Source organism: Streptomyces sp. NPDC002867 (assembly GCF_053591895.1).
In genome coordinates, this window is record NZ_JBSFUR010000024.1 from 82,560 (window position 1) to 105,281 (window position 22,722).

General features: G+C 71.7%; 19 protein-coding genes and 1 pseudogene. 11 read left to right on the forward strand and 9 right to left on the reverse strand.

Going from position 1 to position 22,722, the window contains the following annotated elements; genetic code table 11:
- Positions 1-36: 36 nt before the first annotated feature.
- On the forward strand, positions 37-1,131 hold the full coding sequence (locus ACWD0A_RS22665; RefSeq protein WP_451300744.1) for a threonine synthase: 1,095 nt from the start codon (positions 37-39) through the stop codon (positions 1,129-1,131).
- Positions 1,132-1,275: 144 nt separating this feature from the next.
- Here the strand turns inward: ACWD0A_RS22665 and ACWD0A_RS22670 are convergent, their stop codons facing one another.
- Positions 1,276-2,439: a thiolase family protein gene (locus ACWD0A_RS22670; protein WP_451300746.1), complete on the reverse strand. Its 1,164-nt coding sequence runs from the start codon at positions 2,437-2,439 to the stop codon at positions 1,276-1,278.
- A gap of 1,247 nt (positions 2,440-3,686) precedes the next feature.
- Entirely contained in the window at positions 3,687-4,127 is a 441-nt protein-coding gene (locus ACWD0A_RS22675; protein ID WP_451300748.1) for a DIP1984 family protein, read from the reverse strand.
- Here ACWD0A_RS22675 and ACWD0A_RS22680 point away from each other — a divergent pair.
- Positions 4,108-4,500: pseudogene (locus ACWD0A_RS22680) on the forward strand (Uma2 family endonuclease). The gene ACWD0A_RS22675 and the pseudogene ACWD0A_RS22680 overlap by 20 nt on opposite strands.
- Positions 4,501-4,553: 53 nt before the next feature.
- Here ACWD0A_RS22680 and ychF read toward each other — a convergent pair.
- Complete coding sequence (gene ychF, locus ACWD0A_RS22685) at positions 4,554-5,642, reverse strand: redox-regulated ATPase YchF (RefSeq protein WP_451300750.1); 1,089 nt, start codon at positions 5,640-5,642, stop codon at positions 4,554-4,556.
- Between the two features lie 194 nt (positions 5,643-5,836).
- On the opposite strand from ychF, the gene ACWD0A_RS22690 reads away from it, so the two are divergent.
- Positions 5,837-6,412 carry a DUF6542 domain-containing protein gene (locus tag ACWD0A_RS22690; RefSeq protein WP_451300752.1) on the forward strand — a complete coding sequence of 192 codons (576 nt, stop codon included), beginning with the start codon at positions 5,837-5,839 and terminating at the stop codon, positions 6,410-6,412.
- 27 nt (positions 6,413-6,439) lie between these two features.
- Here ACWD0A_RS22690 and ppgK read toward each other — a convergent pair whose 3' ends face one another.
- Together ppgK and ACWD0A_RS22700 are read right to left on the reverse strand one after the other, a co-directional pair.
- The gene (ppgK, locus tag ACWD0A_RS22695; protein WP_451300754.1) at positions 6,440-7,180 is read right to left on the reverse strand and encodes a polyphosphate--glucose phosphotransferase; all 741 of its coding nucleotides are present in this window, start codon (positions 7,178-7,180) and stop codon (positions 6,440-6,442) included.
- 60 nt (positions 7,181-7,240) lie between these two features.
- Positions 7,241-8,233, reverse strand: coding sequence for a 4-hydroxy-3-methylbut-2-enyl diphosphate reductase (locus ACWD0A_RS22700; protein ID WP_451300756.1), 993 nt, complete (start codon positions 8,231-8,233; stop codon positions 7,241-7,243).
- Positions 8,234-8,459: 226 nt separating this feature from the next.
- Here ACWD0A_RS22700 and xseA point away from each other — a divergent pair, with 226 nt between their 5' ends.
- The 3 genes from xseA (at position 8,460) to ACWD0A_RS22715 (ending at position 10,743) form a co-directional block, all read left to right on the forward strand.
- Complete coding sequence (gene xseA / locus ACWD0A_RS22705; protein WP_451300758.1) at positions 8,460-9,668, forward strand: exodeoxyribonuclease VII large subunit; 1,209 nt, start codon at positions 8,460-8,462, stop codon at positions 9,666-9,668.
- A gap of 54 nt (positions 9,669-9,722) precedes the next feature.
- Positions 9,723-9,956 (forward strand): exodeoxyribonuclease VII small subunit, encoded by a 234-nt coding sequence (locus ACWD0A_RS22710; protein ID WP_177150772.1) that lies wholly within the window; start codon positions 9,723-9,725, stop codon positions 9,954-9,956.
- Positions 9,957-10,152: 196 nt separating this feature from the next.
- On the forward strand, positions 10,153-10,743 hold the full coding sequence (locus ACWD0A_RS22715) for a malonic semialdehyde reductase (RefSeq protein ID WP_451300760.1): 591 nt from the start codon (positions 10,153-10,155) through the stop codon (positions 10,741-10,743).
- 85 nt (positions 10,744-10,828) lie between these two features.
- On the opposite strand, the gene ACWD0A_RS22720 is transcribed toward ACWD0A_RS22715, so the two are convergent.
- Positions 10,829-11,401, reverse strand: a complete 573-nt coding sequence (locus ACWD0A_RS22720) for a DUF4245 domain-containing protein (RefSeq protein WP_451300779.1) — start codon at positions 11,399-11,401, stop codon at positions 10,829-10,831.
- A 135-nt stretch (positions 11,402-11,536) separates the two neighbouring features.
- Here ACWD0A_RS22720 and glpX point away from each other — a divergent pair, with 135 nt between their 5' ends.
- Positions 11,537-12,568 (forward strand): class II fructose-bisphosphatase, encoded by a 1,032-nt coding sequence (gene glpX, locus ACWD0A_RS22725; RefSeq protein WP_410363467.1) that lies wholly within the window; start codon positions 11,537-11,539, stop codon positions 12,566-12,568.
- Between the two features lie 88 nt (positions 12,569-12,656).
- Here the strand turns inward: glpX and ACWD0A_RS22730 are convergent, their stop codons facing one another.
- The gene (locus tag ACWD0A_RS22730) at positions 12,657-13,010 is read right to left on the reverse strand and encodes a WhiB family transcriptional regulator (RefSeq protein ID WP_177150775.1); all 354 of its coding nucleotides are present in this window, start codon (positions 13,008-13,010) and stop codon (positions 12,657-12,659) included.
- Between the two features lie 151 nt (positions 13,011-13,161).
- Positions 13,162-13,830 (reverse strand): DUF1707 SHOCT-like domain-containing protein, encoded by a 669-nt coding sequence (locus tag ACWD0A_RS22735; protein WP_451300763.1) that lies wholly within the window; start codon positions 13,828-13,830, stop codon positions 13,162-13,164.
- A 302-nt stretch (positions 13,831-14,132) separates the two neighbouring features.
- Here ACWD0A_RS22735 and ACWD0A_RS22740 point away from each other — a divergent pair, with 302 nt between their 5' ends.
- Positions 14,133-15,800 carry a fumarate hydratase gene (locus ACWD0A_RS22740; RefSeq protein WP_451300765.1) on the forward strand — a complete coding sequence of 556 codons (1,668 nt, stop codon included), beginning with the start codon at positions 14,133-14,135 and terminating at the stop codon, positions 15,798-15,800.
- Positions 15,801-16,546: 746 nt separating this feature from the next.
- Here ACWD0A_RS22740 and ACWD0A_RS22745 read toward each other — a convergent pair.
- The gene (locus ACWD0A_RS22745) at positions 16,547-18,079 is read right to left on the reverse strand and encodes a ricin-type beta-trefoil lectin domain protein (protein ID WP_451300767.1); all 1,533 of its coding nucleotides are present in this window, start codon (positions 18,077-18,079) and stop codon (positions 16,547-16,549) included.
- A 115-nt stretch (positions 18,080-18,194) separates the two neighbouring features.
- On the opposite strand from ACWD0A_RS22745, the gene ACWD0A_RS22750 reads away from it, so the two are divergent.
- From ACWD0A_RS22750 to ACWD0A_RS22760, 3 genes are all read left to right on the forward strand, one after another.
- Positions 18,195-19,595, forward strand: coding sequence for a class II fumarate hydratase (locus tag ACWD0A_RS22750; RefSeq protein WP_451300769.1), 1,401 nt, complete (start codon positions 18,195-18,197; stop codon positions 19,593-19,595).
- Positions 19,596-19,639: 44 nt separating this feature from the next.
- Positions 19,640-20,320: a cytidylyl-2-hydroxypropylphosphonate hydrolase gene (gene fomD / locus ACWD0A_RS22755; protein ID WP_451300771.1), complete on the forward strand. Its 681-nt coding sequence runs from the start codon at positions 19,640-19,642 to the stop codon at positions 20,318-20,320.
- Between the two features lie 414 nt (positions 20,321-20,734).
- The gene (locus ACWD0A_RS22760) at positions 20,735-22,630 is read left to right on the forward strand and encodes a SpoIIE family protein phosphatase (protein WP_451300773.1); all 1,896 of its coding nucleotides are present in this window, start codon (positions 20,735-20,737) and stop codon (positions 22,628-22,630) included.
- Positions 22,631-22,722: the final 92 nt, after the last annotated feature.

The window sequence follows — 22,722 nt, forward strand, 5'->3', positions numbered from 1 at the left end:
CCATCAGGCACCCCACGGCTGCCATGCTGGCGGCCCATGACGACCTACCGCTGTCCCGATTGCACGAGTTACTGGCCGGTCGATTCTGACATCTGGTGCTGCCCGGACTGCCGGAGCCCCCTCGACCTGGACTTCCAGGCCTCGGCCGTTCCCCGTTCCGCGCTGGCGGGCCGCGTGAATTCGCTGTGGCGTTACGAAGAGGCGCTTCCGCTGTCCGCGCCCGCGGCCACCCTCGGCGAGGGCCGCACCCCGCTCGTTTCCCTCACGGCGAACGTGTCGGCGAAGCTCGACTTCGTCATGCCGACGCTGTCCTTCAAGGACCGGGGCGCGGTCATGCTGGCGGAGCTGGCCCGCCGGCTGGGGCCGCGCCGGGTGATCGCCGACAGCAGCGGGAACGCGGGCACGTCCGTCGCCGCGTACTGCGCGCGGGCGGGCCTGCCGTGCACCGTGTACGTCCCCGAGGGCACGTCCGCGAAGAAGACCGAGCAGATCCGGGCGCACGGTGCCCGCCTGGAGGTGGTCCGCGGCGACCGCGAGGCCACGGCGTCCGCCGCGCGGGCCGCGGCCGGCGAACCCGGTGTCTTCTACGCGAGCCACGTCTACAACCCGTACTTACTGCACGGCACCAAGACCTATGTCTACGAGCTCTGGGAGGACCTGGGCGGTCGGCTCCCCGAGGCGGTCGTCGTGCCCGTCGGCAACGGCACCCTGCTGCTCGGCGCCGCGCTCGCGCTCGACGAACTGCTCGCCCACGGGCTGATCGACGCCCGCCCCGCGCTGGTCGCCGTGCAGGCGGAGGCGGTCTCCCCGCTGGCGGCGGCGTTCCGCGCGGGCGCGCAGGACGTGCTCGCTCCGGCCCGGGCGACGCCCACGCTCGCGGAGGGCATCGCGATCCCCCGCCCGCCGCGCGCCCGGCAGATCCTGCGGGCGGTACGGGAGTCGGGCGGCGAGATCCTGACGGTGACGGAGCCCGAGATCCGCGCGGCGCAGAAGGACCTGGCGGCACGGGGCCTGTTCGTGGAGTCGACGGGCGTGGCGTGCTGGGCGGCGGCCGGTTCGTGGACCGACCGCACGGCGGTGGTCCCCCTGTGCGGGGCGGGCCTGAAGACGGGGTTCGTCGGCGACGACTGAGGCGGACGACTGAGGCGTGGGTACGTGTGAAGCCCCGACGGCGGCGCGACCGAGGCGTACGACGGGCGCGATGGAGGCGCGGCCCATCAGCGGCGGAGGCCCACCGGGGGGAGCCCCCGGTGGGCCGGCCATGCCCACGCTGCCTCAGATGCGTTCGAGCACCGTCGCGTTGGCCATGCCCCCCGCCTCACACATCGTCTGGAGGCCGAAGCGGGCGCCCCGGTCCTCCATGGCGTGCAGCATCGTCGTCATGATGCGGGCCCCGCTGGCGCCCAGCGGGTGCCCGATGGCGATCGCGCCCCCGCGCACGTTCACCTTCGCGTGGTCCGCACCCGTCTCGCGCAGCCAGGCGAGCACCACCGACGCGAACGCCTCGTTGACCTCGAACAGATCGATGTCCTCGATCGACAGCCCCACCCGCGCGAGCACCTTCTCCGTCGCCGGGACGATCGCCGTGAGCATCAGCAGCGGATCGTCGCCCGCTACGGCGAAGGAGTGGAAGCGGGCACGCGGCCGCAGCCCCAGCCGCTCCGCCACGTCCGCGCCCATGACGAGCACGGCCGCGGCTCCGTCGTTGATCGGTGAGCTGTTGCCCGCCGTGACCTGCCATCCGATCTCCGGGAAGCGCTCGGCGACGGCGGCGTCGTGGTACGCGGACCCGAGCCCCGCCAGTGCCTCGGCCGACGTCGTGGGCCGTACGCTCTCGTCGCGCTGCCCGGTCCAGGCCACCTCGCGGTCGAACTCCCCCCGCTGCCAGGCCTCGGCGGCACGGCGATGCGACTCCAGGGCGTACGCGTCCTGTTCCTCGCGGGAGATCTTCCAGCGGGCAGCGATGAGTTCGGCGCTGACGCCCTGTCCGACGAGCCCGCCCGGGTAGCGCTCCGCGAGCCGCAGCCCGAACGGATCGCTGCCCGGCAGCACGGCGGACCCCATCGGGACCCGGGACATCGACTCGACGCCGCAGGCGATGGCGATGTCGTACGCCCCGCTGATGACGCCGTGCGCGGCGATGTGCGCGGCCTGCTGCGAGGAACCGCACTGCCGGTCGACGGTCATGCCCGGCACGCTCTCGGGGAACCCGGCGGCGAGCACGGCGTTGCGCGTGATGTTGTACGACTGGTCCCCCACCTGTGTCACGCACCCGCCGATGACGTCGTCGACGAGCCCCGGGTCGATCCCGGCCCGCTCGACGAGCTCGACGAGGGTGCGCGCGAGCAGATCGACAGGCCGCTCCTCATGCAGCGCACCTCCTGGCTTCCCCCTGCCGACGGGCGTACGCACCGCCTCGACGATCACCGCGTCCCGCACGACAACCTCCTGAGTTGGAATTCCGAACCGTCCATGGCAGAGACTATTCCGGGGTCGGTTGGAATTCACAACCCACTCACGGAAGCGCGTCACGTGGGCCCGGTCACAACCCGCTCCGCTCCCCGCCCCGGGACCGGCGTCGGCTGCGTTCGCGGGACGACGCGGGTGCCGAAGGGGTCGCGGCGGCTCACCGCCGAGGGCGTCGACCACCGCTGGCGCGTGCGACCGCCCGACCTACGCCCAGGGCCTGTGCTGGTCACCGCTGACGTACGCGGTCGAGCTCGCCGGCCGGCCGGGTGCGACACTGATCGCCGCGCCGGACCGCCCGGCCGCCCGGCCAACTGGACGGGCCGCCCCGCGGGTCCGGTACTGCCTGCCGAGGTGGCGGCCTCGATCCGCCTCACGCGGGCGTCCGGCTGGACGCCCACGGCACCGGGTCCCCGTTCCGCCTCGACCGGCCGGAGGGCTGCACCCCCGGATTCGCCCCTGACCCCCGCGGCCCCTCTCCCGACCGGACCGGCGGCGAGCAGCTCCCGCCGTCAGGCACGTTCCGGTCCCCGCTCCGGCGAAGCCGAGCGCCTCGGCGTGCCAGCGGCTCCCGCAGCCGTTCGCGGCCCGGGCGCGCCACTGCCGGCTGCGGTCACTCTCCGCGCGGGCGACCTCCTCGTCGTACGCGACGGCGCGAGGCCCACGGTCGGACCCCGAAGCGCTGAGGGACGCGACGACGTCGTTGATCACCATGTCGCCGGCCTGGAACTCGGAGACGTACTCCGCTAGTTGCTCAGAACGCGTGCCGTGCGCGGCAACGCATGCTCGGGTTCCGTGGGGACGCGGCCGAGCAGCGGCCGGCCGGGATGCTCTCGTCCGGACACTGCGCGCGCGCAGAACGGCGGAACGGCGGAACGGGCGCAGCGGCCCTCTCGGTGGCCGTCACCGCGCGGAGCGGAGCTCGATTCTGTGGACTGCGCGCGGCATGCCGCCACGAGCCGGGAGCCGCGAGGCGACAGAAGCCGCTCGGCAGCTTGATGTGGAGACACCCCGATCCCGCCCTCACCGTCCCGGATCTGCACATGGTGGTGAACTGTGCGCTGTGCACGGTCACCTGTGCGCTGTGCTGAGCTGCTGTGTGATCCGGGGAATCGAACCCCTGCGCTGCTCTCCACGCACCAGGCGAGGGCCGGATTGACCGCCGGCCCGCGGCTTGTGCACGCCTCCATGACGACTACCTGCTCCACACCGGGCACCGCTCAGTCCAGCAGATCGACCTCCCAGTTCGACCGCTGGATCAGGACGTCGATCTCGCGGATCTCGCGGGCCAGCACATCCGCCTGCACGCGCAACTCCGCGACCGGGAGTGCCGCGAGCATCTTCAGCTCGGATCTCAACTGCCGGACCCTGCCGTGCTGGTCACGGCCGGCGGCCGCGTCGGCCGCCGAAGTGATGACAGCGTGGCGCAGGCGCAGCACATCCCGCCGCGCCAGCGCATCGGTGAGGGTGCCGCCCCCGTCGATGACCGCCTGGGCGTTGGTCCGGTTGATCCGCCGGATCAACGTCTCGAGTGCGTCCAGCGTCTCTCCAGCCTCCGCCGGCAGGCTCGCCGAGTCCTCGGCCGGCGCTTCGCCCGACTGGAGGCGCCCGCCCCGCGCGGAAGGCTGGTTCGCGGAGGACCTGGACCGCCTCCCCAACACCGAGCTGATCGACGGAGCACTCGTCTTCGTGTTGTCCCCGCAGCGGTCGTGGCAGGGCCGCCTCGTCACTGGTCTCACGGTGGCACTCATGGCTCACACCCCCGATTGGCATTGAAGTCGAACGGGAGATGACCATCCGCCTCGATGCCCGCAACCGCCCGGAGCCGGATCTCCTTCTGACCACCGCCCCGTACGACGCAGACGCTGGTGCATCGAGGACGAGGACACCGTCCCCGCCGTGCACGTCTGCGAGCTCGACGAGCCGACCGGCTCGTACGCGCCGGCAGGGATCTTCCGCCATACGCTCCAACGGTCCCTGCCGTTCGAGATCAGCCTCGACCTCGACAAGCTCACGCCGAAGCCCACCACCTGACCGGCAGCACGCGGAAGGGCCGGACCCACAGGGTCCGGCCCTTCGCGCAACGCTCAGACGTTGAAGCGGAACTCCACCACGTCGCCGTCCTGCATCACGTACTCCTTGCCCTCCATGCGCGCCTTGCCCTTCGCGCGGGCCTCCGCGACCGAGCCCGTCTCCACCAGGTCCGCGAAGGAGATGACCTCGGCCTTGATGAAGCCCTTCTGGAAGTCGGTGTGGATCACGCCGGCCGCCTCGGGGGCCGTGGCGCCCTTCTTGATCGTCCAGGCGCGGGATTCCTTGGGGCCGGCCGTGAGGTAGGTCTGCAGGCCGAGGGTGCGGAAGCCGACGTGGGCCAGGGTCGCCAGGCCCGGCTCCTCCTGGCCGACGGACTGGAGGAGTTCCAGGGCCTCGTCCTCGTCGAGCTCGGCGAGGTCCGCCTCCAGCTTGGCGTTCAGGAAGATCGCCTCGGCCGGGGCGACCAGGGCGCGCTGCTCCTCCTTGAAGGTGTCGTCCGTCAGCTCGTCCTCGTCGACGTTGAAGACGTAGAGGAACGGCTTCGTGGTGAGCAGGTGCAGGTCGTGCAGCAGCTCGGCCTTCTCGGACCCCTGGAGGATCCCCTGCGAGAAGAGGGTGTCGCCCCGCTCCAGGATCTCTTTCGCCGCCTCGACGGCCGCGACCTTCGGCGCCACGTCCTTCTTGATGCGCGCTTCCTTGGCCAGCCGCGGCAGGACCTTCTCGATCGTCTGCAGGTCCGCGAGGATCAGCTCGGTGTTGATGGTCTCGATGTCGTCCTTCGGTGAGACCTTGCCGTCGACGTGCACGACGTTCTCGTCCTTGAAGGCGCGGATGACCTGGCAGATCGCGTCCGACTCGCGGATGTTCGCCAGGAACTTGTTGCCCAGGCCCTCGCCCTCGCTCGCACCGCGCACGATGCCCGCGATGTCGACGAAGTCGACCGTCGCCGGGAGGATCCGCTGCGAGGAGAAGATTTCGGCCAGCTTCGTGAGGCGGGCGTCCGGGACGCCGACGACGCCCACGTTCGGCTCGATCGTGGCGAACGGGTAGTTGGCCGCCAGCACGTCGTTCTTGGTCAGGGCGTTGAACAGGGTCGACTTGCCGACATTCGGCAGGCCGACGATTCCGATCGTGAGCGACACGTTGGCGACTTCCTGAGTGGAGAGTGAGGACTGGCGGGGGCCGTACGGCCCGGCATGGGCGGGCCGATCCACCAGTTTACGGGCGGGCCACGCCGGACAGCGACGGCCGCCGGGAGTCGAACGGAGGGCCAAGCTCACCCAAAGGGCGTGTCTGGTACCTCCCTACCGGCACCCGGCAACCTACGTTGGTCGATGTGGAGCAGCCCAGAACTCGTCGCCCCCAGCCCCGGCAGCGGCCGCAGGGCACCCTTCCCGCCCGGGGTGCGCTCGCCGACGGCACCGTCTACCCGGTGCCCGCCCGGCCCCCGCGGCCGGTGCCGCCGGTCGTGCTCGCGCTGCGCCGGCTGCCGAATCCCCGGCTGACGGGACTCGGCGCCGGGCTCTTCGGGGCCGCGGTGATGCTGGCGCTCGGCAGCCTGGACTGGCTGCTCCTGGACGGCTCGGCCGTGGCGTACGGGCTGCTGTTCCTGCCCGTGAGCGCGCTGACCGCGCTGTGGGTGCGCGAGGCCGACCTGGTGATGGCCCCGGTGATCGTGCCGATCGCCTTCGCCGTGGGGATCGTGCCGATCTCCGGCGGCGACGGCGGCCTCGGCGGGCAGACCATGGCGGTCGTCACCGCCCTCGCCGTGCACGCCGGCTGGCTGTACGGCGGGACGCTGATCGCCGGGCTGATCACCTGCGTGCGCAAGGTACGGGCGATGGGGCGGCGACGGCGCCGGACCCGTCCCGGCGGGCCGGGGCAGCCGGGCGGGGCCGCCCGCCAGGACTGACCCCCGGCGCCGACGGGCGGTGTCGCCTCAGCGCCCCGCAGCCGCCATCGCCGCCCCCACGATGCCCGCGTTGTTCTGCAGCTCCGCGGGGACGATCTCCGCCCGCACGCCCTCGATCAGCGGCAGGAACTTCTCCGCCTTGCGGCTCACCCCGCCGCCGATGACGAACAGCTCGGGCGAGAACAGCATCTCCACGTGCGCCAGGTACTTCTGGACCCGGTGCGCCCAGTGCGCCCAGCTCAGGTCCTCGTCCTCCTTGGCCTTCGTGGAGGCGCGCTTCTCGGCGTCGTGCCCGTCCAGTTCGAGATGGCCGAGCTCGGTGTTCGGGACCAGGCGGCCGTCGACGAAGAGGGCGCTGCCGATGCCCGTACCGAACGTCAGCAGGATCACCGCGCCCTTGCGCCCGCGGCCCGCGCCGAACGTCATCTCCGCCACACCCGCCGCGTCCGCGTCGTTCAGCACGGTCACCGGCAGCCCGCCGAGGCGGTCGCCGAGGAGGCGTGCCGCGTCCTGGTCGATCCAGCCCTTGTCGACGTTGGCCGCGGTGCGGGTGACGCCGCCGGTGACGACGCCGGGGAACGTGATGCCGACCGGCCCGTCCCAGCCGAAGTGGGCGACCACCTCGGCGACGCCGTCGGCCACCGCGTCCGGTGTCGCGGGGTGCGGCGTCAGCACCTTGTGGCGCTCCGCGGCCAGGTCGCCCCGCTCCAGATCCACGGGAGCGCCCTTGATCCCGGAACCGCCGATGTCCACTCCGAAGACGTTCATGGACACCACGTTAAGGGGGCGAGCGGAGCGGGACGAGCGTGTCGGGGCGACGGCCGGCGGCTACTGGCCCGACAGCTCTGCCGCCTCCGCGCGCAGGTCGCGGCGCAGCTCCTTGGGGAGCGAGAACGTGATCGACTCCTCCGCGGCCTTGACGATCTCGACGTCCTCGAAGCCGCGCTTCGACAGCCACTCCAGGACGCCCTCGACGAGCACCTCGGGCACCGAGGCGCCGGAGGTGACGCCGACCGTGGAGACCCCCTCCAGCCACGCCTCGTCGATCTCCTCGGCGAAGTCGACCAGGTGCGCGTCACGGGCGCCGGCGCCGAGCGCCACCTCGACGAGCCGCACCGAGTTCGACGAGTTCTTGGAGCCGACGACGATGACGAGGTCGGCCTCGGCGCCCATCTGCTTGACGGCGATCTGGCGGTTCTGCGTCGCGTAGCAGATGTCGTCGCTCGGCGGGGAGATCAGGCCGGGGAACTTCGTCTTCAGGGCGTCGACCGTCTCCATCGTCTCGTCGACCGAGAGCGTGGTCTGGGAGAGCCAGACCACCTTGTCGGGGTTGCGGACCTCGACGTTCGCCACGTCGTCGGGGCCGTCGACGAGCGTGATGTGGTCGGGCGCCTCGCCGGAGGTGCCGATGACCTCCTCGTGGCCCTCGTGGCCGATCAGGAGGATGTCGTAGTCCTCCTTGGCGAACCGCACGGCCTCCTTGTGGACCTTGGTGACCAGCGGGCAGGTCGCGTCGATGGTCGCGAGCTTCCGCTCGGCGACCTCCTCGTGCACGATCGGCGCCACGCCGTGGGCGGAGAACATGACGATCGATCCCTCGGGGACCTCCGCCGTCTCGTCGACGAAGATCGCGCCCTTCTTCTCCAGGGTCTGCACGACGTACTTGTTGTGGACGATCTCGTGGCGGACGTAGATGGGCGCCCCGTACTGCTCCAGGGCCTTCTCCACGGCGATCACGGCACGGTCCACGCCCGCGCAGTAGCCGCGGGGGGCGGCGAGGAGGACGCGTCGGGCAGGCGGCGTAGCAGTCATGCGTCCCATCGTAAGGCCGCCCCCGCAGGCGGGTGATCGCCTGTGGACAGCTCACCGGCGGGACATCGGGGCCCTGACGGCGTTCGTCCTACGGCACACGCGCGTGATCGGCACAGGATCCCCCCGAACGGGGCCGGGCAAGGGCACGGGCCGGGGCGCCGGGCAGGCCGCCTGCGGGCGAGGCGACCGGTTCGGGTCACCGGGGTTGTCGTACCCGGCCGTTACGCTCGCCCGTATGGCTCTCAACACGTCCGCGGAAGCTCCCCTGCCCGTCGGCGAGGTGTCGCGGCTCATCGGGGGGTGGATCGACCGGCTCGGGGCGGTCTGGGTGGAGGGACAGATCACCCAGCTGTCGCGTCGGCCGGGCGCCGGGGTCGTCTTCCTGACCCTGCGCGATCCGTCCTACGACATCTCGGTGAGCGTCACCTGCTTCCGGCAGGTGTTCGACGCGGTCGCGGACGTGGTGTCCGAGGGCGCTCGGGTCGTGGTGCTCGCCAAGCCGGAGTGGTACGCGCCCCGGGGGCAGCTGTCGCTGCGGGCGTCGGAGATGAAGCCGGTCGGCATCGGGGAACTGCTCGCGCGGCTGGAACAGTTGAAGCGCTCGCTGGGAGCCGAGGGGCTGTTCGCGCCGGACCGCAAGCGGGCGCTCCCGTTCCTGCCGCACCGGGTGGGGCTGGTGTGCGGACGGGCGTCGGCGGCCGAGCGGGACGTCCTGGAGAACGCGCGCCGGCGCTGGCCGCACGTCCGTTTCGAGGTGCGCAACGTCGCGGTGCAGGGCGTGCACGCGGTGACCCAGGTCGTCCAGGCGGTGAAGGAGCTGGACGCGCTGGACGACGTGGACGTGATCATCGTGGCGCGCGGCGGCGGCAGCGTGGAGGACCTGCTGCCCTTCTCCGACGAGCAGCTGGTGCGTGCGGTGGCCGCGTGCACGACGCCTGTCGTGTCGGCCATCGGGCACGAGCCGGACTCGCCGCTGCTGGACCTCGTGGCCGACCTGCGGGCGTCGACGCCGACGGACGCCGCGAAGAAGGTCGTCCCGGACGTGGGCGAGGAGCTCCAGCGGGTGCGCCGGCTGCGGGAGCGCGCGCTGAGGACGGTGCAGGGGCTGCTGGACCGCGAGGAGCGCGGCCTGGCGCACTGTCTGGCCCGGCCCTGTATGGAGCATCCGCAGCGCATGGTCGACGAGCGCGAGGACGAGGTGGACGCGTTGCTGGCGCGCAGCCGGCGGGTGCTCGGCCACCTTCTGGACCGCGCGGACTCGGAGCTCGCGCACACCCGCGCACGGGTGGTCTCGCTCTCCCCGGCGGCGACGATGGAGCGGGGCTACGCGGTGCTGCAGCGCGCCGACGGCGCGGTGGTGCGCTCGCCGGAGGACGTGAGCGCGGGCGAGGGGCTGCGGGCGCGGGTCGCCCGGGGCGAGTTCGCGGTGCGGGTCGAGGACTGAGGGCCCCGGCGGCCTCGGGAAGTGCGTACGTTTCTCACACATAGGGTGGATGGCATGGCTGCCAAGACGGAAGAGGCCGCGCTCGGTTACGAGCAGGCGCGGGACGAGCTCATCGAGGTCGTGCGCCGCCTGGAAGCGGGCGGTACGACGCTCGAGGAGTCGCTCGCCCTGTGGGAGCGCGGCGAGGAGCTGGCGAAGGTGTGCCGCCACTGGCTGGAGGGCGCCCGGGCGCGCCTGGACGCGGCGCTGGCGGAGTCCGAGCCGGGCGGGGACGACGGCGAGAGCTAGTCACGAGCGGGAAGCCGGCCCTGGCCGTCGTCGGTGCGGGAGCGGGCAGCCGGCCCGGCGGGGGCTGACGGACGGGGCTGACGGACGTCTGTGACTCGGCTCACGGCATCCAGACTTTTGTTGAAACTTGAACGTCACGCCTTGTACGGTGAATTCATTGGTTGACCCATGATCCGTTTCGGAAGGTATGCCCGTTATGTCGCTCGTTCTCGACCCCGCCGCCCAGGACCTCCTCTTCCGCGAGGCCCGCACCGCCAACACGTTCACCGACGAGCCGGTGACCGACGAGCAGGTCCAGGCGATCTACGACCTGGTCAAGTACGGACCGACCGCCTTCAACCAGACCCCGCTGCGCGTCGTGCTGGTCCGCTCCGCCGAGGCCCGTGAGCGCCTGGTCACGCACATGGCCGAGGGCAACCAGGCCAAGACCGCCGCCGCCCCGCTGGTCGCGATCCTGGCCGCCGACAACGAGTTCCACGAGGAGCTCCCGAGCCTGCTGCCGCACTTCCCGCAGGCCAAGGACCTCTTCTTCAGCGAGCGCCCGGCCCGCGAGTCGGCCGCCTCCCTCAACGCCGCGCTCCAGGCCGCGTACTTCATCGTCGGCGTCCGCGCCGCCGGTCTGGCCGCCGGCCCGATGACCGGCTACGACGCCGTGGGCATCCAGAAGGAGTTCCTGGACGACGACCACACGCCGCTGATGGTCGTCAACATCGGCAAGCCGGGTGAGGACGCCTGGTTCCCGCGCTCCCCGCGCCTGTCCTACGAGGACGTCGTCACCACCGTCTGAGCCGCCGCCGCACGGCACGCGAAAGGCCGCCGCACCCGACCGGGTGCGGCGGCCTTCGCCGTACGCATCGCAGCTACGGCTACGGCTACGGCTTCGCGGACGGGGCCGCCGGGGCCGAGGACTGCGCGGCCTCCTTGGGCTCGCCCGGCCGGGGGCTGAGCGCGGCGGCCATCTCCGCCAGCCGCGCCGGCGGGGCCGTCCCCGTGACGACCGTCGTCGCGCCGCCGGCCGTCAGCACCAGGGCGTCGTACTTGGGCCCCTCCCACAGCTGCCAGGTCTCCCCCGCCACCTGCCGCGTCCTGTCGGTCCTGGCCGCCTGGCGGGTGACCTCACGCACGTACTTGTCGGCGGCCTTCGCCGTGGACTGCTCCACCGCCACGTACTGGTTGTCCGGGTCGAGGAAGCCGAGGTGCCAGGCGTGGGCGTCCGCGCGGTCGAAGGTGACCGACGTCGCCCGCCACTCCTTGCCCAGCCCCTCCGGCACGGCCACAGGGTAGGGTGCTGCCCGCTGCGCCGTCACCAGCTCGACGCGGTAGTCGACCGTCCTGATCGGGTCCGCGTGCTCGTCGTGCGGAACGAGCATGTAGATGCCCGCCACGACGACGCCGATCACCGCCATGGACTGGAACATGCCCCGGATCGTCTGCTTGCCTCGCATACCTGCCACGCCCCCATGGTCGCATCATGGTGTTGTGCTCATACGTGGGCCCCTCTGCTCAATTTGTCGATGTACCGATAGAGTCGCAGCACCCTCCCTATTCCCGGCCGTCGCCGTACAGAAAGGTGCGCTCCGATGACCGAGCATCATCTGCCGTCCGAGCTCGAGGTCTCCCCCGAGGCCCCCGACCGCAACCTCGCCCTCGAGCTGGTGCGCGTCACCGAGGCCGCTGCCATGGCCGCCGGCCGCTGGGTGGGCCGCGGCGACAAGATCGGTGCCGACGGCGCGGCGGTCAACGCCATGCGAACCCTCGTCTCCACCGTCTCGATGAACGGCGTCGTCGTCATCGGCGAGGGCGAGAAGGACGAAGCGCCCATGCTCTACAACGGTGAGCGGATCGGCGACGGCACCGGCGCCGAGGTCGACATCGCCGTCGACCCGATCGACGGCACCACGCTCAACGCCAAGGGCATGCCGAACGCCATCGCCGTCCTGGCCGCCGCCGATCGCGGCACCATGTTCGACCCGTCCGCGGTCTTCTACATGGACAAGCTGGTGACCGGCCCCGAGGCTGCCGACTTCGTCGACATCAACGCCCCCGTCTCGGTCAACATTCGCCGGGTCGCCAAGGCCAAGAACATGTCCCCCGAGGACGTCACCGTCGTGATCCTGGACCGCCCCCGCCACGAGGGCATCGTCAAGGAGATCCGCGAGACCGGCGCCCGGATCAAGTTCATCTCGGACGGCGACGTCGCCGGTTCGATCATGGCCGTCCGCGAGGGTACGGGCGTGGACATGCTGCTCGGCATCGGCGGTACGCCCGAGGGCATCATCTCGGCCTGCGCCATCAAGTGCCTCGGAGGAGTCATCCAGGGCAAGCTGTGGCCCAAGGACGACGCGGAGCGCCAGAAGGCGATCGACGCCGGGCACGACCTGGACCGGGTGCTGTCCACGAACGACCTGGTCAGCGGCGAGAACGTGTTCTTCGTCGCCACCGGCATCACGGACGGCGAGCTGCTGCGCGGCGTCCGCTACCGCTCGGAGACCGCGACTACGTCGTCGCTGGTGATGCGCTCGAAGTCGGGCACGATCCGCCAGATCGACTCCACGCACCGGCTCTCGAAGCTGCGCGCGTACAGCAAGATCGACTTCGACCGCGCGAAGTAGCCGCCGCCGACGTGTGACATACGGGAAGGGGCGCCCCTCGTGCGGGGGCGCCCCTTCCCGTATGTCGCGTGCGGCCGCTGTCGTGCGCTCAGGCCGCCGAGGGGGACTTCTTCAGCTCCACTTCGCGCCTGCGGCGCCGGGCCAGCACCACGCGGCGCTCGGCCGCCGTGAGGCCGCCCCACACCCCGTACGGCTCGGGCTGGAGAAGGGCGTGCTCGCGGCACTCGACCATCACGGGGCAGCGGGCGCAGACCCGCTTGGCAGCCTCTTCGCGCGACAGGCGCGCGGCCGTCGGTTCCTTCGAGGGGGCGAAGAAGAGCCCGGCCTCGTCGCGGCGGCACACCGCCTCCGCGTGCCAGGGACCGGCCTGATCCTCCCGAGCAGGGATGCGCTGAGGCGGAACGGCGGCTACCTGCAAGGACTGATGCGGCAGTTGCAGCACGGTCTACTCCTGACGACGGATTCGCGAGCGAGAGACGATGCAGCAGTCCCTACCCGCTGTGCGCACTCCTAAGCACTGAGTGGCACTGAGTTCCGACGTACGGAATTGCGTATCGGCGCGCGTGGCGGAAATGTTCCGGTGCGCGCGGCCGTCAGCCCAGGTGTTTGCGCAGACGGTCGTGGAGGTCGGAGATTCGGCGGCCCCGCTTGGGCTTGGCCTCGACATTGCCGAAAACCGCGTAACCGTTGACCACGACCACCGGCGCCTCGGGGTCGGCGGCCTCCAGCGTGACGACCTCGAAGTTCCCGAAGAAGCCGGTGCCGCTTCCGCGCAGCGTGATGTTCTCGGGAACGCGGACCTCCACGTTGCCGAAAATCGACGTCGCGTTGATCACGGTGAGGCGCTGTCCGAACAGGGCCTCGGTGAGGTCGATCTCGACGCTGCCGCAGAGGGAGAACGCGTTGGTCCGGCGGCTGACGCGCCAGCGTCCCTTGCGGGTGGAGCTGGAGAAGACGGCGACCAGGTTCTCGGCGGGGCCGGTGGACTCGTCGGTCTCCGGCGCGTACGGAGCGGCGCCGGGGCGCCGGCCCGTCGCGGGCAAGTCCGCGACGAGCGGCTCCAGTTCGCCGAGGGTCTTGGCGCGGTAGACGGCGTCGATGCGCTCGGAGTGCTCCTCGGCGTCCAGCCGGCCTTCGGCCAGGGCGTCCCTGAGGATGTCCGCGATCCGGTCACGGTCGGCGTCCGAGGCGCGGAGAGCATGGTCGGCGCGGCGGGTCTCCACGGGCACGGCCGGCTTCTGGGGCTGCTTCTCGAGGTCCACGTCATCAGCCTAGCGAAACGCGATAGATCGCGACCAGGGCCGGCAGGGACGGAACCGGCTGAATCGGCCGATTCCCCGCCCGGGCCCTGCGCGCCGACGCCACGGCCCCGGCGCGCCCGGCCATGGCCCGGGGAAACCCACCACCGACAGAAACCGCCGACGCCCCCGGCCTGATCAGCCGCAACCCCGCTACGTCGGGGAAGTGAGCCTTACCTCACACAATCGGGGCAGCGGGGGCGTTCTACGCTGGAGGGCGCTGCCGATGGAGGCCAGCCGCGTCTGTGAAGTGAGGAATGGGCGAAATGCCGGAGTTCGCGTATACGGATCTGCTCCCCTTGGGAGAGGACACCACCCCGTACCGGCTGGTGACCTCCGAGGGTGTCTCCACCTTCGAGGCCGACGGGCGCACGTTCCTCAAGGTCGAGCCCGAGGCGCTGCGCAAGCTCGCGGCCGAGGCCATCCACGACATCCAGCACTACCTGCGCCCCGCCCACCTCGCGCAGCTGCGGCGCATCATCGACGATCCCGAGGCGTCGTCGAACGACAAGTTCGTCGCCCTGGACCTGCTGAAGAACGCGAACATCGCGGCCGCCGGCGTGCTCCCCATGTGCCAGGACACCGGCACCGCGATCGTCATGGGCAAGCGCGGCCAGAACGTGCTGACCGAGGGCGGGGACGAGGGAGCCCTCTCGCGCGGCATCTACGATGCGTACACCAAGCTCAACCTGCGCTACTCGCAGATGGCTCCGCTCACCATGTGGGAGGAGAAGAACACCGGCTCCAACCTGCCCGCGCAGATCGAGCTGTACGCGACCGACGGCGGCGCGTACAAGTTCCTCTTCATGGCCAAGGGCGGCGGCAGCGCCAACAAGTCCTTCCTCTACCAGGAGACGAAGGCCGTGCTCAACGAGGCGAGCATGATGAAGTTCCTGGAGGAGAAGATCCGTTCGCTCGGCACGGCCGCCTGCCCGCCGTACCACCTGGCGATCGTCGTCGGCGGCACCAGCGCGGAGTTCGCGCTCAAGACCGCCAAGTACGCCTCCGCGCACTACCTCGACGAGCTGCCGTCCGAGGGGTCGGAGCTCGGCCACGGCTTCCGCGACGAGGAGCTGGAGAAGAAGGTCTTCGAGCTCACCCAGAAGATCGGCATCGGCGCGCAGTTCGGCGGCAAGTACTTCTGTCACGACGTGCGCGTGGTGCGTCTGCCGCGACACGGCGCCTCGCTGCCCGTCGCGATCGCCGTCTCCTGCTCGGCCGACCGCCAGGCCGTCGCGAAGATCACGGCCGAGGGCGTCTTCCTGGAGCAGCTGGAGACCGACCCGGCGCGCTTCCTGCCGGACACGACGGACGAGCAGCTCGCCGAGGACGGCGACGTCGTGAAGATCGACCTCAACCGGCCGATGGACGAGATGCTCGCCGAGCTGACGAAGTATCCGGTCAAGACCCGGCTCTCGCTGACCGGTCCGCTGGTCGTCGCGCGCGACATCGCGCACGCGAAGATCAAGGAGCGGCTGGACGCGGGCGAGGAGATGCCGCAGTACCTGAAGGACCACCCGGTCTACTACGCCGGCCCGGCGAAGACCCCCGAGGGCTACGCCTCCGGTTCCTTCGGTCCGACGACGGCCGGCCGGATGGACTCCTACGTCGAGCAGTTCCAGGCGGCCGGCGGCTCGAAGATCATGCTGGCCAAGGGGAACCGGTCCAAGCAGGTCACCGACGCGTGCGGCACGCACGGCGGCTTCTACCTCGGCTCGATCGGCGGCCCGGCCGCGCGCCTCGCGCAGGACTGCATCAAGAAGGTCGAGGTCGTCGAGTACGAGGAGCTCGGCATGGAGGCGGTGTGGAAGATCGAGGTGGAGGACTTCCCGGCGTTCATCGTGGTCGACGACAAGGGCAACGACTTCTTCCAGGATCCGGCGCCGGCGCCGACGTTCACGTCGATTCCGGTGCGGGGGCCGGGGCTGACGTAGCTTTTCCCCACCCCGCCCCTTCCCGTAACTGGGGGCAGGCCCCCAGACCCCCGTGGCTCTGCGCCCTGCGGACGCGGACCTCGGGGCTCGGCCCGGGCCCCGTACCGCGCTTCGCGCGGTGTTTTTGAACTCCCCCTACGGCCTGGCGGCCGTGGGGCCCCGAACGGGGCTGATTTCGCGCAGCGAAATCGGCCCCGTCGGCGCTTGAGGCGCGGGGGCCTGGAGCGGAACCCCCAGTTGCGCGGCGCAGAGGCCCGGGAGGGGCCCCACCTGCGCGCAGCGCAGGTACGCCGGGGCGGAGCCCCCACGTGCGCGCAGCGCAAGCGTCCCGGTCCCAACTCCCGCAGCCGGAGGCCCGGGCAGGGGTGGAGCCCTGGTTCGGCGAAACGCCGGGGCCTGGGGCGGAGCCTCAGTTGCCGACGCAGAGGCCCGGGACGAAGCCCCGGTTCCGTCGAGCGCGAAGGCCGGGGGGCGAAGCCCCCACGTGCGCGCAGCGCAGGGAGCCCGGGCGAAGCCCCAACTCCCGCAGCCCACAGGCCCGGGACGAAGCCCCGGTTCTGCCAAGTGCGGGGCCCCACTTGCGCGCAGCGCAAGCGTCCCGGGGCCGAAACCCCAACTCCCGCAGCCAGAGGCCCGGGACAAAGCCCCGCTTCCGCGAAACGCGGGGCCCCGGGTGCGGAGCCCCGCTTCCGCCAAGCGCAGGAATCCCGGGGCGGAGCCCCCACGTGCGCGCAACGCAGCCGGGGCTACGCGAAGCGTTGGCCCGGGGCGTCGTTGCACGGGTGCAGCGCCGCCCTCGAACCCGACGACGGCAGCGTCACGCACAACGACTGCGCCGCCGACGGGCGGATCGTCCCCGAGGTGCGGACGAACTGCTGGTTCGCGCCCCCGTGGCAGTCCCACACGATCAGCTCCGTGCCCGGCCGGTACGCGCCGTCCGGGACGTCCACGCACCGGTCCTGGGTCAGTTCCGTGTGCAGGGAGCGGCGCGCCGGGTCGTACCACCAGCCCTGGTTGCGGCCGCCGTGGCAGTCCCAGGCCAGCAGGGCCGTGCCGTTGCGGGTGACCGCCCCGGACACGTCCAGGCACGGCCCGGACGCCGCCTTCAGCGGGCGGTACGCGTCGTCCCATGCCAGCGGGAGCAGCACCGGCCTGCCCGTGGACGCCGCGTCCGCGCAGCTCGCCTCCCGCGCGTCCGAGGCGTAGAGCTGCGTCAGGCACGACGCGAAGGCCGCGTGGCCGCGGGCGTTCGGGTGGAAGGACTGGCGGACCGAGTTCGCGTCCGGCGGGAAGGGGTTGGAGACGTCCACGTACAGCCCCCGCGCCCAGGGGTCCTGGTAGCAGACCTCGTGGCCGTGGAAGAGGCGGGAATTGTCCAGGTACACCGCGCCCGTGCTGCGCGCGGCCGCGCGCATGCCGCGTTCGAAGGCGGGCACGGCGCTGTTGCGGCCCCACACGGTGTCGGAGTCGTGGCCCATCCCTCCGCAGGCCGGCTTGCCCGGGAAGTGCGGGTTGTCGCGGAAGTCGGGGCCGATCGGGCTCGGGTAGCCCATCACGACGAGCTTGTAGCCTCCGTCCGCGTACCCGGCGTCCCTCATGACGGTCCGCAGATCGCGCACGGTCTGTTCGACCTTGGGGACGAGGCCGTCGACGCGGGCCTGCCAGCCGGGTGCGTACTTCGGCTCGCACGGGCCCTGGAGGGTCATGTACCGCACGACGCAGTCGGTCATCACGGGGCCGAACTGGAGGTCGTCGTTGGCGCCCGCGACCAGCACCACCATCTTGATGCGGGTGTTGCGCGCCTTGACGGCCAGGTTGTCGCTCTGGACGAGTTCGTCGGCGTACTGCTTCGATCCGCCGATGCGGATGTTGCCGGTGGACGCGCCGGAACAGGAGACGTTGTACGTCAGGTCCGCCGCGATGCCCGTGCGGTGGATCGCCGCGTCGGGCGAGCGGTGGCACCAGTTGTCGGGGCCGTTGGTGCCGGGCTCGTAGGTGCCGACGCCCTCGCCGGAGATCTCGCTGTCACCCAGCGAGATCAGGCCGGTCTTGCGCTGTGCGAGCGGGCGTTCCTCCGGGCTGCCGTAGAGTGCGGTCGCCTCGGCCGCGCGGACGGCTTCGAGTTCGGGCGGCAGCGGTACCGCCGCCGGCGACGAAACAGCCGGGGTGCCGGCCGCGGCGGGGGCGGTGAGCGTCGTCCCGCCCAGGACGGTGGCGAGTACCACGGCGGCGGCCACGGTACGAGTCAGTGTGCGAACTCTTCGGCCTGTTCCCTTCATTGCGCCTCCCGGAGTTGTGGTTACTCGGGGTATTTACTGGCGGGTAGCGCAGTTGGGAATAGACGGAACAAGACAACTGCTCAACTTTTCGAGACGTTCGGGAGGAAGGACAGCGATGAGCGACGCCGACGCGGACGGGTTCCGGATCGAGCACGACTCGATGGGTGAGGTGCGGGTGCCCGCGCACGCCAAGTGGCGGGCCCAGACCCAGCGCGCCGTGGAGAACTTCCCGGTGTCCGGTCAGCGCCTGGAGCGCGCGCACATCGCGGCCCTGGCCCGTGTCAAGGCGGCCGCGGCGCGGGTCAACGCCCAACTGGGCGTGCTGGACGAGGACATGGCGCGGGCCGTCGCCGAGGCGGCGGCCGAGGTCGCCGACGGCCGGTGGGACGACCACTTCCCGGTCGACGTGTTCCAGACAGGCTCCGGCACGTCGTCCAACATGAACGCCAACGAGGTCCTGGCGACGCTCGCCACCGAGCGGCTGGGGCGCGACGTGCACCCCAACGACCATGTGAACGCCTCCCAGTCGTCGAACGACGTCTTCCCCTCCTCCATCCACATCGCGGCGACGGCGGCGGTCACGGGCGACCTGATCCCGGCCCTGGAGTATCTGGCGACCTCGCTGGAGCGCAAGGCGACGGAGTTCGCGACGGTCGTGAAGTCCGGCCGTACGCACCTGATGGACGCGACGCCGGTGACGCTCGGCCAGGAGTTCGGCGGCTACGCGGCCCAGGTCAGGTACGGCGTCGAGCGTCTGAAGGCGTCCCTGCCGCGGCTGGCCGAACTGCCGCTGGGCGGCACGGCCGTGGGCACCGGCATCAACACCCCGCCCGGCTTCCCGGCCGCGGTCATCGCCGAGGTCGCGCGCACGACCGGGCTGCCGCTGACCGAGGCCCGCGACCACTTCGAGGCGCAGGGCGCGCGCGACGGCCTGGTGGAGACGTCCGGTCAGCTCCGCACGATCGCCGTGTCGCTCACCAAGATCTCCAACGACCTGCGCTGGATGGCGTCCGGGCCGCGCACGGGGCTCGCCGAGATCGCCCTGCCCGACCTCCAGCCCGGTTCGTCGATCATGCCGGGCAAGGTCAACCCGGTGATCCCGGAGGCCGTTCTGATGGTGGCCGCCCAGGTGACCGGCAACGACGCCACGGTCGCCGCCGCGGGCGCCGCGGGGAACTTCGAGCTCAACGTGATGCTGCCGGTCATGGCCAAGAACCTGCTGGAGTCGGTCAGGCTGCTCGCCAACGCCTCCCGGCTGCTCGCGGACCGCACGGTCGACGGCATCACGGCGAACGTCGAGCGGGCGCGCGAGTACGCGGAGTCCTCCCCCTCCGTCGTCACCCCGCTCAACAAGTACATCGGCTACGAGGAGGCCGCGAAGGTCGCCAAGAAGTCGCTCGCCGAACGCAAGACGATCCGGGAGGTCGTCCTGGAGTCCGGCTACGTGGAGCGCGGCGCCCTGACCGTCGAGCAGTTGGACGAGGCCCTGGACGTGCTGCGTATGACGCACCCGTGACCTGTGTCGCAGCAACGGGGGTGCCTACCTCCTAAGATCTGCTCATGACAGGCACGGAACGCATCGCACGCTGGGCGCCCGGGGACCAGATCCTCTGGCGCTACCGCGGCCATGCCCCGGATCTGGACGGCTGCAGCGTGCACATCTGCCGGCCGGTGACGGTCGTCCAGGACACCGAGGAACTGCTCGCGGTCTGGATGGCGCCGGGGACGGAATGCGTGAAGCCGGTCCTGGTGGACGGCACCCCCGTTCACCAGGAGCCGCTCGCGACCCGCTACACGGCCCCGCGCACGCTCACCCGGGGCCGCTGGTTCGGCTCGGGCGTGCTGAAGCTCGCCCGCCCCGGCGACCCGTGGTCGGTCTGGCTGTTCTGGGAGACGGGCTGGCGGTTCAGGAGCTGGTACGTCAACCTTGAGGAGCCGCGCACGCGTTGGTCGGGCGGGGTCGACTCCGAGGACCACTTCCTCGACATCTCCGTGTACCCGGACCGCAGTTGGCTGTGGCGGGACGAGGACGAGTTCGCGCAGGCGCAGCGGGTCGGGCTGATGGACGCCCGGAAGGCGGCGCGGGTACGGGCGGCGGGCCGGGCGGCCGTGGAGTCGATCCGGGCCTGGGAGGCTCCCTTCTCCGCGGGCTGGGAGCACTGGCGGCCCGATCCGTCCTGGCCGGTTCCGGAGCTGCCCGCCGACTGGGCCCGTACTCCGGCCCGGCGGCTGGCCTCCTGACCGGCGCCGGCGGGACGGCGGCGCGCCGGGGGAGGCGGACGCGGAACGAAGCTGGCCGAAACTTTGCGTTTCGCCGACCACTCCGCCCCGATCTCTCCGTTCCTGTCGCCTCGCCGGTGACATCCAGGTGTCCGATGAGGAACAGTGAACGCGCTCCGGCGTATACGACCTCGTGAGACTCTTGATGCGCCCCCTGGGGGCAACCGTAGGATCGTCGTCCGCGAGGCTGCGCCGTACGAGGGAGAACTGAGCGCAGACCGAGGACCGCACGTCAGCACGAGTCAGTACGAGTCATACAGGGGGTAGAGCCGTGCCGGATGCCCGCCACCCTGTCGACGCCGCCTCCAGAGCGGGTATACCGCCCCACGAGGCGGTTGCATCGCACAACCGGCCCGGACGGACGGAATCCCACGCGTGACGGAGCATCCCACCTCCCACGAAGGCCGGCAGCCCCTGGTTGCCCGGTCCCAGGAACGCACCCGGCCGCGGGCGGAGGCGGCCGGGGCCTCAGCCGTGCCTTCCGGACCGCCGCCGAAGCCGCAGCCCCAGACGCACTCCGTGCAGGCCCAGGTCGCCCACGCCCAGGACATCGCCGGCACCGCGCGCCGCGAGGGCGACCGGCTGCGCTTCGTGGGGGCCGCGACCCGGCGGATCGCGCGCGGGATCGACCTGGACGAGATCGTGCTCGGCCTGTGCCGGGCGACCGTGCCGACGTTCTCCGACGCGATCCTGGTCTACCTGCGCGACCCGCTGCCCGTGGGCGACGAGCGGCCCGTGTCGCCGTTCGTGCTCCGGCTGCGCCGCAGCGACCGGCTGCGTTTGAACGCCGATGACGTCGACCAGGGCACCGGCCTCTCCATACCCCTGCTGGACCCGGGGGCCGATCTCGCGCCCGCCGCCGACCTGTGCGAAGTGCGCTCGGGCGGCGCCCTGTCCGAGGTGCTGCGCGGGGTGCGGCCGGTCTTCGGCGACTCCGCGGCGGCCCGCGCAGCGCTGCCCGAACTCCTCGGTGACGGACGCAGCGTGCCGAGCGGCCACCGGGCGATACTCGCCCCGCTCCGCGGCCGTCGCCGCGTGATCGGTGCCGCCGTCTTCCTGCGCCGACCCGACCGTCCGGCTTTCGAGCCGAACGACCTGCTGGTCGCGGCCCAACTCGCCACCCACACCGCGCTCGGCATCGACAAAGCCGTGCTCTACGGGCGCGAGGCGTACATCGCCGACGAGTTGCAGCGCACGATGCTGCCCGACTCGCTGCCCCAGCCGACCGGCGTGAAGCTCGCCTCGCGCTACCTGCCGGCCGCCGAGACGGCCCGCGTCGGCGGCGACTGGTACGACGCGATCCCGCTGCCCGGCAGCCGGGTCGCGCTGGTCGTGGGCGACGTCATGGGCCACTCGATGAAGTCCGCGGCGATCATGGGTCAGCTGCGCACCACCGCGCAGACCCTCGCCGGTCTCGACCTGCCGCCGCAGGAGGTGCTGCACCACCTCGACGAGCAGGCCCAGCGGCTCGGCGCCGACCGGATGGCGACGTGCCTGTACGCGGTCTACGACCCGGTCTCGCACCGCATCACCATCGCCAACGCCGGACACCCGCCGCCCATCCTGCTGCACCTGGGCGGGCGTGCCGAGGTGCTGCGGGTGCCGCCCGGCGCGCCGATCGGCGTCGGCGGCGTGGACTTCGAGGCGGTGGAACTCGACGCCCCGGCCGGCGCGACGCTGCTGCTGTACACCGACGGCCTCGTCGAGTCGCGGCTGCGCGACGTCTGGACGGGCATCGAGCAGCTGCGCGAGCGCCTGGCCGACACCGCCCAGCTGACCGGCCCCGACCACTCGCCTCCGCTGGAGGCGCTGTGCGACGACGTGCTCGACATGCTGGGCCCCGGCGACCGGGACGACGACATCGCGCTGCTGGCGGCCCGTTTCGACGGGATCGCGCCCAGTGACGTCGCGTACTGGTTCCTGGAGCCGGAGGACGCGGCGCCGAGCCGCGCCCGCCGCCTGGCACGGCGCGCGCTCGCCCGCTGGGGCCTCGAGGAGCTGTCCGACTCGGTGGAGCTGCTTGTCAGCGAGGTGGTGACCAATGCCGTGCGGTACGCGGAGCGTCCCGTCACGCTGCGGCTGCTGCGCACGGACGTGCTGCGCTGCGAGGTCGGCGACGACTCCCCGCAGCTGCCGAGGCAGCGCAGGGCCCGGGACACCGACGAGGGCGGCCGGGGCCTGTTCCTGGTGAACCGGCTGGCGAGGCGGTGGGGGGCGACCCGGCTGTCGACCGGCAAGGTCGTCTGGTTCGAGCTGCCCGCCCGGCCCTGACAGTTTCGTATACGGCTGCGCCCCGGGATCCGGCCGGCGCCATCCAGCGACAGATGAACGCTGACGAAGGGGAGGCGGCCAGCGCGTTCAAG